General features: G+C 62.8%; 9 protein-coding genes. 6 read left to right on the forward strand and 3 right to left on the reverse strand.

Going from position 1 to position 15,344, the window contains the following annotated elements; translation table 11 throughout:
- Positions 1 to 28: 28 nt before the first annotated feature.
- Both AC1RTB_RS25165 and ade read left to right on the forward strand, forming a co-directional pair.
- Entirely contained in the window at positions 29 to 1,426 is a 1,398-nt protein-coding gene (locus AC1RTB_RS25165; RefSeq protein ID WP_492879058.1) for an NCS2 family permease, read from the forward strand.
- Positions 1,427 to 1,486: 60 nt separating this feature from the next.
- Entirely contained in the window at positions 1,487 to 3,277 is a 1,791-nt protein-coding gene (gene ade, locus AC1RTB_RS25170) for an adenine deaminase (protein ID WP_492879056.1), read from the forward strand.
- A gap of 92 nt (positions 3,278 to 3,369) precedes the next feature.
- On the opposite strand, the gene AC1RTB_RS25175 is transcribed toward ade, so the two are convergent.
- Together AC1RTB_RS25175 and torT are read right to left on the reverse strand one after the other, a co-directional pair.
- Positions 3,370 to 5,739: a trimethylamine N-oxide demethylase gene (locus AC1RTB_RS25175; protein ID WP_492879055.1), complete on the reverse strand. Its 2,370-nt coding sequence runs from the start codon at positions 5,737 to 5,739 to the stop codon at positions 3,370 to 3,372.
- A 137-nt stretch (positions 5,740 to 5,876) separates the two neighbouring features.
- Entirely contained in the window at positions 5,877 to 6,959 is a 1,083-nt protein-coding gene (gene torT / locus AC1RTB_RS25180; protein WP_492879054.1) for a TMAO reductase system periplasmic protein TorT, read from the reverse strand.
- A 53-nt stretch (positions 6,960 to 7,012) separates the two neighbouring features.
- Here torT and torS point away from each other — a divergent pair, with 53 nt between their 5' ends.
- Positions 7,013 to 9,928: a TMAO reductase system sensor histidine kinase/response regulator TorS gene (gene torS, locus AC1RTB_RS25185; RefSeq protein ID WP_492879053.1), complete on the forward strand. Its 2,916-nt coding sequence runs from the start codon at positions 7,013 to 7,015 to the stop codon at positions 9,926 to 9,928.
- A gap of 22 nt (positions 9,929 to 9,950) precedes the next feature.
- Here torS and torR read toward each other — a convergent pair whose 3' ends face one another.
- Entirely contained in the window at positions 9,951 to 10,685 is a 735-nt protein-coding gene (gene torR / locus AC1RTB_RS25190; RefSeq protein WP_492879052.1) for a two-component system response regulator TorR, read from the reverse strand.
- A gap of 189 nt (positions 10,686 to 10,874) precedes the next feature.
- On the opposite strand from torR, the gene AC1RTB_RS25195 reads away from it, so the two are divergent.
- From AC1RTB_RS25195 to AC1RTB_RS25205, 3 genes are all read left to right on the forward strand, one after another.
- On the forward strand, positions 10,875 to 11,828 hold the full coding sequence (locus AC1RTB_RS25195; protein WP_492879050.1) for an ABC transporter substrate-binding protein: 954 nt from the start codon (positions 10,875 to 10,877) through the stop codon (positions 11,826 to 11,828).
- A 105-nt stretch (positions 11,829 to 11,933) separates the two neighbouring features.
- On the forward strand, positions 11,934 to 12,962 hold the full coding sequence (locus tag AC1RTB_RS25200) for a quaternary amine ABC transporter ATP-binding protein (RefSeq protein ID WP_492879047.1): 1,029 nt from the start codon (positions 11,934 to 11,936) through the stop codon (positions 12,960 to 12,962).
- Positions 12,959 to 14,947 (forward strand): ABC transporter permease, encoded by a 1,989-nt coding sequence (locus AC1RTB_RS25205; RefSeq protein WP_492879046.1) that lies wholly within the window; start codon positions 12,959 to 12,961, stop codon positions 14,945 to 14,947. The genes AC1RTB_RS25200 and AC1RTB_RS25205 overlap by 4 nt, the downstream gene beginning before the upstream one ends.
- Positions 14,948 to 15,344: the final 397 nt, after the last annotated feature.

Genomic DNA, 15,344 nt, shown 5'->3' on the forward strand with positions numbered 1-15,344 from the left:
CGGAACCAAACAATAAGGGGAGGAACACATGAACTACCAAGCGCAGATTCCGGCGAGAGCGGGCGTGCAGCCATCCTGGCTGCATTCCGTCCTCGACCGCCATTTCCAATTCACCAAACTCGGCTCCACCATGCGGACCGAGATCCTGGCCGGCCTGACGACGTTCCTGGCCGCGTCCTATGTCATCGTCGTCAATCCCTCGATCCTTGCCCATGCCGGCATCCCGTTTTCGGCGGGCGTCACGGCCACCGTGCTGGTCAGCTTCATCGGCAGCTGCGCGATGGGGCTTTATGCACGCAGCCCGATCCTCGTCGCGCCGGGCATGGGCATCAACGCGCTGTTTGCCTACACCATGGTGATCGGCGCCAAGGTGCCGCTGGAAATCGCCCTGGGCTGCGTGTTGTGGGCCGGCGTGCTGTTCACGATCATGGCGGTGCTCAATCTCAGAAGTGCCGTCATCGAGGCAATCCCGACAGACCTGCGCTATGGCATTGCATGCGGCATCGGCCTGTTCATCGCCCTGATCGGTCTGGTCAATGCCAAGTTCATCGTCTCCAACCCCGACACCATCGTCGGCCTGACGACCTTCAACCCCGTCACGCTGACCTTCATTGCCGGGTTCATCGCGACGGTGGGACTTGTCGTCCGGCGCGTGCCGGGCGCGATGATGGCCGGCATGATCCTGACGACGCTGATTTCGATCCCGATCGGCCGCTGGTGGGGCAATGGCAGCGCGTTTTCGCCTGATACGCCCGACGTGACGACGCTGGTCAACTGGAGCGGCCTGTCGGCTGCGCCCGACTTCAGCTTCGTCTGGCAGGTTGACCTGCTCGGCGCGCTGCAGGTCGCCTACATCCCCTTCATCTTCGTGTTCTTGTTCACCAATTTCGTCGAAGCGCTGTCGACCTTCCTCGGGCTGGCGGAAGCCGCCAACCTCAAGGACGAAGACGGCATGCCGCGCAACATCAAGGAATCGATGCATGTCGATGCCGTCGCGGCACTGATCTCCGCGCCGCTCGGCACCAGCCCCGCAACCGTCTATCTGGAATCGGGCGCTGGCATCGCGCAGGGCGGACGCTCGGGCCTCGTCGCGCTCGTCGCTGGCCTGCTGTTTTTGCCTTTCCTGTTCCTGTCGCCGCTGCTGTCGCTGGTGCCGGCCATCGCCACGGCACCGGTGCTCATCCTGACCGGGCTGTTCATGTCGGAGCCGATGGGCCGGATCCGCTGGTCGGACGCCGAGGAGGCCATTCCGGCCTTTCTCGCCATCGTGCTGATCCCGCTGACATTCTCGATCACGCTTGGCCTGTCGCTGGCGATCATCGCCTATGTGCTGCTCAAGCTGGTCGTCGGCAAGGCCGGCGAGGTGAAGCCGATCATGTGGTTCGTCGCACTGCTGGCGGCTGCCCTCGTCGCACAGATCCAGTAGCCCCCATGGCGGGCGCTCCGGCGCCCGCCACACGCTGCGTACTCAAAGGACATACTTCACATGCTTCTGCCTTGGTCTGAATCCGCTCCGCGACTTGTCGATGTGGCGATGGGGCGGACATCAGCCGATCTGGTGATCCGCAACGGCAAATGGGTCAACGTCTATTCCGGCGAGATCGTGCCGCACACGGATGTCGCGATTTCGGCCGGGCGCTTCGCCTATGTCGGACCCGATGCCGGCCATGCGATCGGGGAGCAAACCACAGTCGTGGACGCCGAAGGCCGCTATCTCGTGCCGGGCCTGTGCGACGGCCACATGCATGTCGAAAGCGGTCTGGTCACGGTGACCGAGTTCGCCCGCGCCGTCATCCCACACGGCACCACCACCATGTTCATCGATCCGCACGAGATCGCCAATGTGCTTGGCCTGTTTGGCGTGCGGCTGATGAACGAGGAGGCGCAAAGCCTGCCGATCAACGTCCTGGTGCAGGTGCCGAGTTGCGTGCCGAGCGCGCCGGGACTGGAGACGGCAGGCGCGCAGCTCAGCGCCGACGATGTCAGGGAGGCGCTGGCCTGGCCGAACATCATTGGCCTTGGCGAAATGATGAATTTTCCCGGTGTCGCGGCCAACGACCCAAAGATGGTGGCCGAAATCGCTGCGACGCAATCAGCGCGCCTGACGGTCGGCGGCCATTATGCCTCGCCCGATCTCGGCCGTGCCTTCCACGCCTATGTCGCGGGCGGTCCCGCCGACGACCATGAGGGCACGACAGTCGAAGACGCCATTGCCCGTGTCCGCCAAGGCATGCGCGCGATGCTGCGCTTGGGCTCGGCCTGGTACGATGTCGCGGCACAGGTCAAGGCGATCACCGAACGTGGCATCGACCCGCGCAATTTCATTCTCTGCACCGACGACAGCCACTCCGGTACGCTTGTCAATGACGGGCATATGAACAGGGTGGTCCGCCACGCCATCGCGCAGGGTCTTAAGCCTATCACCGCGATCCAGATGGCGACGCTGAACACCGCCCAGCATTTCGGCATGGAACGCGAACTGGGTTCGATCGCGCCGGGCCGGCGCGCCGACCTCGTCATCACCTCGGACCTGGCCGCGCTGCCGATCGAGATGGTCTTCGCGCGCGGCAAGCTGTTGGCCAAGGACGGTATGCTTACCGCCGATTTGCCGGCCTATGCATATCCCGACAGCGCCAAGAACACAGTGAAGCTGGGCAAGAAGCTCGGGGCGTCGGATTTCGACATTGCCGCGCCCGAGGCTTCCGAAGTGAAGGTGCGGGTCATCGGCGTTGTCGAAAACCAGGCGCCGACCAAGGCGCTGGTGCGGCACCTAGCGGTCGAGCATGGCATCGTTGGCATGGACCGCGCCAACGACGTCTGCCAGATCGCGCTGGTCGAACGCCATCGGGCGACGGGCGAGGTGGTCAACGCCTTCGTCTCGGGCTTCGGCTACACTAGGGATTGCGCCATGGCCTCCACCGTCGCGCATGACAGCCATCACATCATCGTCGTCGGCACCAACAAGGCCGACATGGCCAAGGCCGCCAACCGGCTGCAGGAGGTCGGCGGGGGTATTGTGATGATCAGCGAGGGCAATGAGCTTGCGCTGGTCGAGCTGCCGGTCGCCGGCCTGATGTCGGACGAGCGGGCCGAAGTGGTCGCCGTGAAGGCCGGCAGGCTGGTCGAGGCGATGCGCGCATGCGGCTGCGAGCTCAACAACGCCTATATGCAGCACTCGCTGCTGGCGCTCGTCGTGATTCCGGAATTGCGCATCTCGGACAAGGGGCTGATCGACGTGACGAAGTTCGAAAAAACCGAGGTCATTTTGAAGAGCTGACTGGCCCGATCGCCTATCTCGTCACTCAAGTCCTATGCAAAAGGCGGTGAGGGCGTTTGCGACGCCCACTCGCCCTTTGGGTCCGTCCTCCCTTATGACCTCGGCTTTTCCTTCTTCGGATCGTAGTGGGCGAAGGCAACGATGCGCGCCGGCAGGCGTTTTTGCTGGCCATCGAGCTTGCCGATCTCGACCTCGGTGCCGACATTAGCATGCGTCGCATCGATGCGGGCAAGGGCGATGTTCTTGCCCAGCACCGGCGAGCGCATCGACGAGGTGACGACGCCGATCTGGGCGCGGCCGATATGGACGCAGTCGCCATGGCCGACGGCGACGTTACCGTCGATGTCGAGCCCGACCAGCTTGTGGATCGGGTTGTCCTTGCGCCGGATCAGCGCTTCGCGGCCGATGAAATCGTCGGTCTTGGTCTTGAGCGGCACGGTGAAGCCGATGCCGGCCTCGAACGGGTCGGTCTGGTCGGAAAACTCGTAATTGGCAAAGATCAGCCCGGCCTCGATGCGCACCATGTCGAGTGCGGCAAAACCCATCGGCTTCAAGCCATGCGGCTGGCCGGCGGCCCAGACCGCGTCGAAGACGGCTTCGGCATCACGCGGATGGCACCAGACCTCGTAGCCGAGCTCGCCGGTGTAGCCCGTGCGCGAGACAACGATCGGCACGCCCTGCGCATCGCCGATGCGGCCGATGGTGAAGCGGAACCATTCCAGCTCCGACAGTGCCGGCTGGTGCGGCGGGGTCCAGATAATCTCCTTGAGGAGATCGCGGCTGTTGGGACCTTGCACCGCGATGTTGTGCATCTGGTCGGTCGACGAGCGCACCAGCACCTTGAGGCCGAGCTTTTCGGCAACCTCGCGCAACCAGACGCCGGAATAGTCGTCGCCGCAGATCCAGCGGAAATTGTCCTTGCCCAACCTGAGCAGCGTGCCGTCGTCGATCATGCCGCCATGCTCGTAGCACATGGCGGTGTAGACGACCTGGCCGACACCAAGCTTCTTGACGTCGCGGGTCAGCGTGTATTGCAGCAGCGCTTCGGCATCCGGTCCCGTCACCTCGAACTTGCGCAGTGCGGAGAGATCCATCACCACCGCCTTTTGGCGGCAGGCCCAATATTCCTCGATCGGGCCCTCCTTGGCGAAGTCCTGCGGCAGCCAGAAGCCCTTGTATTCGATGAAGTTGCGGGTGTGCCTGGCAAAGCTTGAATGGAAGGCGGTCTCACGGGTCATTTTGGCTTCGGCCTCCGGGGTCGTGCGTCTGGCGATGGCGCGCGCGAATTTGTGCTGGCTGGAATAGGTCCGGACGTGGATGTCGCTGAGGTTCCAGCCATTGGCCGGGGTGGTGTCGTCGGGACAGGCGGACGAGACGCAAACGATGTCGGTCAGCGCCCTGAGAAGGACATAGTCACCGGGCCTGGACCAGGGCTCGTCGGAAAACATCACGCCATGGGCGTCGATGCCGGTGTTGAAGAAGAAATTGACCGCCATCCAGCCGGCGCGGGCACTGACGCCCTTATCGGCGAGCGCGCCGTTGAAATTCTCCGAGCAGTTGATGTGGCCGGGATAACCGATGTCGTCGTAATATTTGGCGTAGCAGGCGAGCGCGAAGGCGTCGTGGCGGCCGCAGGTGTCCTGGATCACCTCGACCAGCGGCTCGAAATCCTGATCGTAATACTTCGCGTGCAGCCCGGGCATCGGATAGGCATGGCCCATCAGCGAGCGGGTGGCGGTGACATCGAGTGCGAGATCGCGGCCCTTGTCGAGCTTGCGGGCCGAAAAGCACTGGAAGTCGGTGCATTGGCGGCCATCGACGTCGATGATCTGGATGTAGTCGCCTGCCTTGACGAAAAACGACTCCGCCGTCTTCGACTTGACCCTGAGATCGAGCACCGGATCGGCGAGCGGATCGGGCAGGTCGGAGCGGCCAGCGGGACGGATCGTCGCGCGCTTGACCATCACCACCAGAGGTGTCGCCGTGTCATGGCTGTCGATCGCCATCGGCGCTGCGGGGGCAGCAACCACCAGTGTGCCGTCGCGGGCAACGGTAAAACTCTCTTCCACCCCGGCCGGTGTCGCGCCGTCGAAGACACGCACCGCCTCAGTGCGGCCAAGCTCGAGCTTGCGGCGTTCAAGGCCGACGCGGAAGGCCCGCAGGCTGTCGTCGCCGCTCAAAAGCAGGGCCTTCAGCCCCGCCGCATCGCTATTGGTGCGCGCCCCCAGAATGCCGGGATCGGCGCGGCCGGACTTGTCGAACGCCACAAGCTCGCAAGCCTGGCCGCCTTCGGCATTGCGGATGGTGACCTTGTCGCCGGCCTCGACCTCAAACAGTACCGCACCCAAGCCGGGCACGTGATAGCGCTCCATGCCCGGCACAAGCAGCCCAGGCTGCAGGATCAGGCTCGGGCGCGGCGGACCAGCGGTCACGCCGGGATATGAAGCGTCCGTCACAGCCATCACTGCCTCCATGCAGCAACCTGCCCGAGGCAGATCATCGCGACAGACTACTTGCCGGCTGTGAACCAGTCCGCCGAGATAAGTAAAAATCAGCAAGCGTTATGTGAAAAGTTGTGACCGGAGGGCGGCACGCCGCCTCACTGGACCTCGAAGGTCGGCTTGAACCAGGCAGGTGCCAGGCTCCGCTCCAGGTCGAGCGACTGAATATTGGTCCGGTCGATCACTTGCAGCGGCGGGCCGACATGGCGATAGCGCAGCGTGCCTTCGATCGCCCGGATTGCCTGGTCGATGGCGATGCGGCCTTGCAGCGGCGGCGAGTCCGTGGGGGCCGCCACAACCTTGCCCCGGTTGATTTCCCGGAACGTGCCATGGGTGAAGTAGTCGGCCAGGATCTGGATGTGGTTCGCCCGGCCCTGCGCCCTGAGGATACTGACGGCGGCGTCGGCGGTCGGCGCGCTGCCGACGATGTAGTCGATATCGGGCTGGGTCTCGAGCAGTTCCTCGATCAGCAGCAGCTGGATCTCGAGCCCGGTGTCGCCCCATTTGACGGCGGCGATCTCGGCGGAGCTCTGTTTCAGCGCCCGCTGAAATCCTGCTTCAACGAACTTGACCCAGCCCGCACCCTTGGGCCCGGGAAACCACGCCACCTTGACCGGCATGGTCCCTGCCGGATGCAGGCGGGCGAGATAGGCGCCGATCGATTGACCCATCTCTTCCCAGGAGACGCCGGACTTCGCCGTGATTCCGACGTCGTCGATGTCATTGACCGTGGCAATGACCGGGATGCGGCGGGCGATTTCCTTGATTGTCGGCGTCAGCCCTTCATAAGAAACCGTGCCAACGATGAGCGCGTCGGCAGTGGCGCTGCAGGTCCGGATCTGTTCGATCTGCCGGTCGAGATTGGGATAGCCGCCAGCTTCCACGACCGTCAGTTTCACGCCTGCCGAACGCGCCTGTTCGACCATGCCGTAATTGACGCTGACCCAGTAGGAGTCCTTCAGATGCGGATAGGCAGCGCAAATCCGCCAGGGTTTGGCGGCCTTGGCAACCGGCTGGTAGTCGATTGCCGTCGGCGGCCGGGAATAGTCGAATGGCGGGTCCCAGGCGTTCAGCCTCCAGCTGACCGGACCTTCTTCCGCCCCGGCAGGATAGGTCGCGCCAAGCGCCAGAAATCCAACGGCAAGGAAGCTCCAGCGATGACGACGTGCTTGGGATTTCATCCGCTTACGCTAGACAGCTTACGTTGGCAGTGCAAACCATGGTTATATGAGCCATGCTTCATAGGTTCGGCATCGGCGGAAGGTTGTTCCTCGCCTTCTTGTGCATCACTGGTTTGTCTCTGTCGTCCGGCATCGCCAGCTGGCTGATCCTGCGCAACATCGCCGCCGCCCAGGCCGTGGTGAATGCCCAGGCGCTGCCTGCGGTGGCCGCGACCCAGCACACGGCCGAGCTGAGTGCCAAGCTGGTCGCCACCGCCCCGGCACTTGCCGCCGTGCGCTCGCGCGACGAGCTGCTGGCCGAACAGACGAAACTTTCGACGCTGTCGCAGGAGATCGTCAAGTCGCTGGCCGAGGTCAGGCGCCTGTCGATCGATCCCAAGCTGGTCGAGGAATTCGCCGGCTCGGTCGAAAAGATGCTCGCCAACCTCAAGCAGAACAACGAGCTGGTCCGTCAGCGGCTGGAAGAGGACAAGGCCTATCGCGACGGCGCCGAGGCCACCGCCGCGGCCGCGCAATCAATCTTGCTGCTGTCGGAAACATTGATCTCCAACGCCTCGGCCGGCGCCTCGGCGGTGACGGCCAATCTCTACGGGCTGATCGGCGATCCGCAGCGCCGCGAAGATGCCTACAGCGCCATAGACAGGCTGATCGAGCACGACATCTATCTGATGGAGCGCATGTACGAACTGCGCCACCGCAGCGCGCAGGTAAGCCTGTTGATCAACCGGTTGAGCCGGGCTGAATCAACGGCTGAGATCAGCGAGATCAGCGGCATCTTCCAGGATCATGTGAAGGTCATCCGGCGCCGCATCCTCAGCATCGACGATCCGGTGCGACGCAAGCAGGGCATGGAGTTCTTCGGCGCCATCGAAGCCGCCACAGGTGATGCGCCGGTGTCGGGATCGATCTTCGGCCGCCGCCAGCACGTCATCGACCTGGCTGGCAATCTCGACGCCATGGCCCAGGCCAATCGCGACCTGGCCGTGACGCAGAACCAGGTTGCGAGGGACATCCTCGATCGCTCCGACGAGTTCGCCAAAACCACAGCGAACCGCGCCGACGATGCGGTTCGCATCGGTGTCATCGTGCTCATCGTCACCTTGATCGGCGCCGTTCTGGTTTCGGGTGCGATCGTCTGGCTGTATGTCGAGCGCAACCTTGTCCGGCGTTTGAGCGGACTGTCGCGCGCCATGCAGCGGCTGACCGCTGGCGATCTCGACGTCACGGTCACCGACACCGGCGACGACGAACTGCGCACCATGGCGGTGGCGGTCAACCAGTTCCGTGATGAATCGCGGCGGCGGCTGGAGCTAGAGCAGGAGCGCGAGCGCATCACCGACGAACTCAGGCGGCACCGCGAAGAACTGCAGCAACTGGTCGAAGAACAGACCGAGCAGATCAGGCAGGTCAATACGCGGCTGCGCCAGGAGGCGATCGACCATGGCGAGGCGCGAACCAGGGCCGAACAGGCCAGCAGCGCCAAGTCGGCCTTTCTCGCCACCATGAGCCACGAGATACGAACGCCGATGACCGGCATGCTGGGCATGATGCGGCTGCTGGCCGACACCAGGCTCGGTCCCAAACAGCGCGAGCATCTTTCGGTTGCGGCGAATTCCGGCGAAGCGCTGCTCGGCATTTTGAACGCCATCCTCGACTACTCCAAGGTCGAGTCGGGCAATATCGCCATCGAAAAAATAGACTTCGATCTATCGAAGCTTGTCACCGGGGTGGTCGCCTTCATGCGGCCCATGGCCACGGAAAAGAGCCTCGATCTCAGGCTGGAAATCGACCCGAAACTTGCGCCCGCCTTTACCGCCGACGCCGGCAAGATACGCCAGATCCTGTTCAACCTTGTCAGCAACGCAATCAAGTTCACCGAGCACGGCCAGGTGCTGGTCGAGGCCAAGCTCGCAGCCGACGCCAAGCGGGCGCAGACCGTGCGCCTTGTGGTTTCGGACACCGGCATCGGCATCTCGCCGGAACGTCAGGAGGACATCTTCCAGGCCTTCACCCAGATGGATGCGACAATCACCCGCCGGTTTGGTGGCACCGGATTGGGCCTGGCCATCAGCCGCGAATTTGCCCGCCTGATGGGAGCCGATCTCGTGGTTGATCCGCAGCCGGGCAAGGGCAGCGTTTTCACGCTCGAATTGCCGCTGGACAAAGCCGTCGGCGCAAACCTTGCTGCCGAAAAACGTCGCCGTACGCGCGCGCCTGCCACGATGCCGCGCAACATCCTGGTGGTCGAGGACGACGATGCGACGCGGCTGGTCTCCACCACCTTGCTGTCCCAGGCAGGTCACCATGTGAAGGCCGTGAGCTCAGGCTATCTCGCCCTCGAAGCGATTGCCGACTTCAAGCCAGACGTCGTGGTGATGGATGTCAGTCTGCCCGGCATCGACGGGATCGAGACGATGAAACGGATACGGGCCGAGCTTTCATCGCCCGGCCTGCCGGTCGTTGCGATGTCGGCCCATGTGTTCAAGACCGATGTCGACCGCTATCTCGATTCAGGCGTCGATGCCTTCGTTGCAAAACCGATCGTGCATGAGCACCTGCTCGATGCGATTGCCACACTCGCCGATCGGGCAGGTCCGACCAAGGCAGCGGTCGCGGCACTGGACATTGCGGCCTGCCAGGCTGATCTCGATGCACTCGGCTCCGAGACGGTTCGGCGGCTGCATCGCATCGCCCATGACAGTCTGCCCAAGCGCTTTCGCGCGATGCATGACGCCTTGAGAACCAGCGATCGCGAAGCGCTCAGGGACCTCGCCCACGCGACACGGAGCTCTGCCGGTTCACTCGGCTTTCCGCGCTTGCTGAAGTCTGCCGAGGCGCTCGAAACCGCGTCAGCCGCAGCGTCCCTTGCCGAACTGCGGCGCATGGTCAACGCGTGCGAGGCAGCCTTTGCCGAGGGCACGCGGCAATGGGAAAAGATGCTGGAGAGCGCCCCGGCGCAATCGGCCTGAGGTGGCACAAGGGCAGGGGAGACTAGAAGCTGGCAGCTCCCCGAACCGCCTGGTTCGCATCGGGTGCGAAGAAATAACCTTCGCCATGGGCGGTGACGATGATGCGCGGAGCGCGCGGATTGTCGTTCAGCTTCTGGCGTAGTCGTCGCACCAGCACATCGACGGTGCGGTCGCTGGCGTCCCATTCGCGCCGCGATATCTCGTGCAGCAGGCGCTCGCGCGACAGCACCTGACCGGGGTTGGCGGTCAACACCGACAGAAGCTTGAACTCGGCCCCTGTCAGCTCGACGAAAATACCGTCGGCCGCCTGCAACGTGCGGCGCGACACTTCGAGCGTCCAGCCGTAGAAATGGCGTGAGCTTGCAGTGACGGCAGGTTGCCGGCCCTTGCCGACCCGGCGCAGCAGGCCTTTCACGCGAGCGAGCAGTTCGCGATGCTCGACCGGCTTGGTCACGTAGTCGTCGGCGCCGATTTCGAGACCAACGATGCGATCGACTGTATCGGTTCTTCCGGTGACCAAAATGATGCCCACGTCGGAGCGTTCGCGCTGCTCGCGGGTAAGCTTGAGCCCATCCTCGCCAGGCAGATTGATGTCGATCATCAGCAGGTCGGCCGGATGCCGGTCCATGATGGTGCGCATCTGCTCGCCGTCGCCCGCTTCGCTGACCTTGTAGCCCTCGGCCAGGAAGTAGCCGGCAAGTTTTGCCCGCGTGACCAGGTCATCCTCCACGATCACGATGTGATGTTGAACCCGCATACCATCTTGTCCTCCCATTCCCGATTAACATCTTTTCACAAGTCAGACCACGACTTTTACACCCCTCCCGACACCGGTTCACTTCTCACCGCTATGTTTGCGGGGCTGGAGCGGAAAAGGAACAGGCCTATAGAGCCAACATCCGAAACTCCACGGGAACGATCGCAACACAAAACAATGGGAGCTTCAATGAGCAAGTTCACGAAGTCTGCAGCCATGGCCACGATCCTGGCCTTCGCGGCTGGCACGGCTTTCGCCGACGATTCCACAGACGCCATCAAAATCCCGACCCATAACTGGTCGAGCCAGATCGTCGGCGCCCATATCGTCGGCAAGCTGCTCGAAAAGGGCGGCGCCAAGGTCGAATATGTCTCCGCCGACAGCCAGGTCGTCTACACAGCACTTTGCGAAGGCGACGTCAGCCTGGTGCACGAAGTTTGGGAAGGCGCCTTTGGCGTTGCGTTCCAAAAGGTGCTCAAGGAGGGCTGTGTCGTCGATGCCGCCACCCACGATGCCAAGACGCGCGAAGAGTGGTGGTACCCCACCTATGTCGAAGAAGTCTGCCCCGGATTGCCAGCTTGGGAGGCGTTGAATGCCTGCGCCGACAAGTTCTCCACGGCTGAGACCGCGCCCAAGGGCCGGTTTCTCGGTGGTCCGGTCGACTGGCTCAAGCACGACGCCGAACGCGTCGAGGCGCTTGGCATGAACTTCGAAGTCGTCAACGCCGGCTCGTCCGCGGCACTGTGGGCGGAACTCGATTCCGCCGTCAAGCGCAAGGAACCGATCGTCCTGTTCAACTGGACGCCGAACTTCGTCGAAGCGCTTTATGACGGCAAGTTCGTCGAGTTCCCGGCCTTCGACCCCAAATGCAAGGACGATCCGTCCTGGGGCACCAACAAGGAATTGAGCTACGACTGCGGCAATCCGAAAGACGGCTATCTGAAGATCGCCGCCTGGAAGGAATTCCCCACCAAGTGGCCCAAGGCCTATTCGATCCTGCAGAAGATCAACTTCACCAACATGGACATCGCTGTCCAGGCCAAGCTGGCCGACATCGACAACATGGAGCCCGAGCAGGCCGCCGACAAATGGCTGGCTGACAACGAGGCGCGTTGGAAGACCTGGCTGGGTTCGGCCAGCTAAGTCCTGCGTCGAAAAGTCGTGTTGTGGTGTCGTGACGCTTGCACAATGCAGGCGTCACCTCGCCGCGCGCACCCATCGGCCACTTTGGCGAGAGGCAAACTCGACATGACCGAAGCAAAAATCGCATGCCGCAATCTTTGGAAGCTCTATGGCTCCGACCCGGCCAGCTTCCTGCACCGCCACGGCGGCAACCCTTCGATCGAAACCATCAGGGCCGAGGGCTACATCCCAGCCGTCCGTGACGTCTCCTTCGAGGTGATGCCCGGCGAAATTCTCGTCGTCATGGGCCTGTCGGGTTCCGGCAAGTCAACCTTGCTGCGTTGCCTTGCCCGTCTCATCGAGCCGACGGCCGGCGAGGTGATGTTCGAAGGCCGGGACATTCTTGCAGCATCCGAACGCGAACTGATCGATCTCAGGCGCCACAAGATGGGCATGGTGTTCCAGCACTTCGCCCTGCTGCCGCATCGCACAGTGCTCGACAATGTCGCCTTCCCGCTCCAGGTCAGGGGCACCGACCGGCACAAGCGCGAAGCGCGCGCACGCGAAGTGATCGAGCTCGTCGGCTTGAAGGGGCGCGAGGGCTACTATCCGCGCGAACTCTCGGGCGGCCAGCAACAGCGTGTCGGCATTGCCCGCTCGCTTGCCGTGGGTCCCGACGTCTGGTTCCTCGACGAGCCGTTTTCGGCACTCGACCCGTTGATCCGCCGCGAGATGCAGGACGAGTTCCTGCGCCTCCAGCAGGTGCTCAACAAGACCATCGTCTTCATCACCCATGACTTCGACGAGGCGATCCGCGTTGCCGACAGGATCGCCATCATGAAGGATGGTGTCGTTGAACAACTTGGCACGGCGGAAGAACTCGTGACCTGTCCGGCGACCCCTTACGTCGCCGAATTCACCCGCAACGTCGCCCATGACCGCCTGTTGTCTGTGCGCGCCGTCATGGCACCCGCATCGTCGCGCACCCCTGACGCGGCTGCCGTCCAGGCGCAGGCGCTTTTGGCAAGCGTCGCCCGCCAGGTGCTTTTGTCCGAGCGCCCCGTCGATGTCATCGACGACGGTGGCACATTGGTCGGCACGCTGAGCCGCGACAGCCTGATCGACGCGCTCTACGGCAGGGAACAGTGCGCATGACCACAACGACGCTGACCCGCCCAGAAGAGATGAAGCAACCCAAGACCCTTGCCGGCATGTCCAAGCCGCTGCTCATCGTGGTGCCCTTCATCGTCCTGATGTTGGCCGCCTCGCTGCTTCCCGAATGGGCGGTGCAGGTGCCCAAGGCCTGGACCGTCCCATTCGTCGACTGGGCAAATACGCTGGTCGAGCACATGCGAGACGACGCGATGTTTGGGCTGTTCTCGTTCAAGGACCTGACGCGCTGGATTGCCGAACTCATCACCTGGCCGCTGGCCTTCGTCGAAGGCCTGCTGGTCGCCGGTTTCCCGCAAATCGGTGTGCCCGCGATGCCGTGGGTCATGATCGCTGGCTTGTCGGGCGTACTGGGCTGGTATCTCAGGGATTGGCGGCTTGGCGCGCTGGCCGCGGGCTGCGTTGCCTATATGGCGATCTTCGGCAAATGGGAACTGTCGATGATCACGCTGTCTGTGGTGCTTGTCGCGGCACCGATCGCCGGTTTCATCGGCTTGGCGATCGGCATCATGGCGGTCAAGAAGCCCTGGTTCGAGGCGATGGTCGTGCCGCTGCTCAACGTGTTGCAGTCGCTGCCGCATTTTTCCTATCTGATCCCGATCGCCGTCTTCATCGGCGTCGGTCACAAGGCCGGCGCCATCGCCACCGTCATCTTCGCCATTCCGCCCATGGCAAGGCTTACCATTCTTGGCCTGAAAGGGGTTGCCGAAGAAATCCGCGAAGCCGGCAAAATGGCCGGTTGCAACCGCTTCCAGACGTTGTGGATGGTCGAAATTCCCGCAGCCAGGCAAGCGCTGCTGGTTGGCGTCAACCAGGTCATCATGCAGTGCCTGGCGATGGTGGTGATTGCATCCTTCGTCGGGGCCAGGGGCCTCGGCCACGATCTGCTGTTTCGGCTGCAGGCACTCAAGATCGGACAGGCACTGGAAAGCGGCGTGGCGATCGTCCTGATGGCGATCACGCTCGACCAGTTGAGCCGGGCGGCAGCCCATAAAGAGCCATCGCATGTGGTGGCCGATTCCACATTCCTGCAGCGCTTCCCGTTTCTGTCCGCCGCGGCTTTGGTCATCTTTGGTTCGCTCGTGCTTTCGCTCGTCACGCCCTATGCGCAAGCCTGGCCATCCAGCCTCACGCTCAGCACAGCACCGTTCTGGGACGCGCTCGTCGGCTGGGTCACGGTGACCTTCTACGAACCGCTACAATATCTGCGCAACGCGATGCTGCTCTACGTGCTGATCCCTGTGCGTGACCTGTTCCAGAGCATTCCATGGACGGCGATGGTGGCGCTTGTCGCAGCAGCCGGCTGGTCGCTCGGCGGCCTGCGCCTTGCGCTGACAGTTTCGGGCTTCGTGCTGTTCATCGCCTTCGCCGGCTATTGGGAGCGGTCGCTGATCACCGCCTATATGGTGACGGTCGCCGTCGTGATCTGTGTCCTGATCGGTCTGCCGATCGGCATCTGGGCATCGCGCACCGAGCGTCGCACCGGCATCGTCAGGCTGTTGTGCGACACCTTCCAGACCTTCCCATCGTTCATCTACCTGATCCCTGTCATCATGCTGTTCAAGGTCGGCGATGTCGCTGCGATTTCGGCCATCATCATCTATGCGATGATCCCGATCGTTCGCTACACCATCTTCGGACTGCGCAACGTGCCATCCGAAATCGTCGAGGCCGGCATCACGTCAGGCTGCACGAGACGTCAGCTTTTGTGGAACATCCGCATGCCGCTCGCTTTCCCCGAGATCATGCTTGGCATCAACCAGACCATCATGTTCGCGCTGTTCATGGTCATCATCGCCGCCTTCATCGGCACCAAGGACATCGGCCAGGAGATCTTCCGGGCGCTGACCTTCAACGATGCCGGCAAAGGCCTGGTGCTCGGCCTCTGCGTCGCCTTCATGGGCCTGACCGCCGACCAGCTGATCACCGCCTGGGCGACAAGGCGAAGGCAGAAGCTCGGCCTGGAGTAGGGATCGTCCTGGCAGTCTCCTTGCCTGGCGATGGAGGCACAGAGGTCGGGGTCAAGGCACGAGTGACTTGCTGGAAGTTTCAACCAGCAAGTCCGGCATCTTGGCGCCTCGATATTTCTTACGACCGTCCAGAACCTACCAGCAGGCAGGATTTGCCGGTAAATTTGCTCTATGTTGGCTTACCCGCGCAGGTGCGAACTTACCGATGGCACCGATGAGTGGCTGCCTGATCTGCGAACATTGCTTTTTGCGGACTGGGGGAGAACCACAGCCATCTTGCCGTCGCGTAAGTTCCATAAGATAGATTATGCGACATTTGTGTGTAGCGGCATTTTAGAGATGCGACACATGAGCCGGTTAGAGATGCGACAGTCGTCGCCTCTTGGGATGCTGGTCG

Source organism: Aminobacter sp. GW821-FHT11F06, assembly GCF_058808215.1.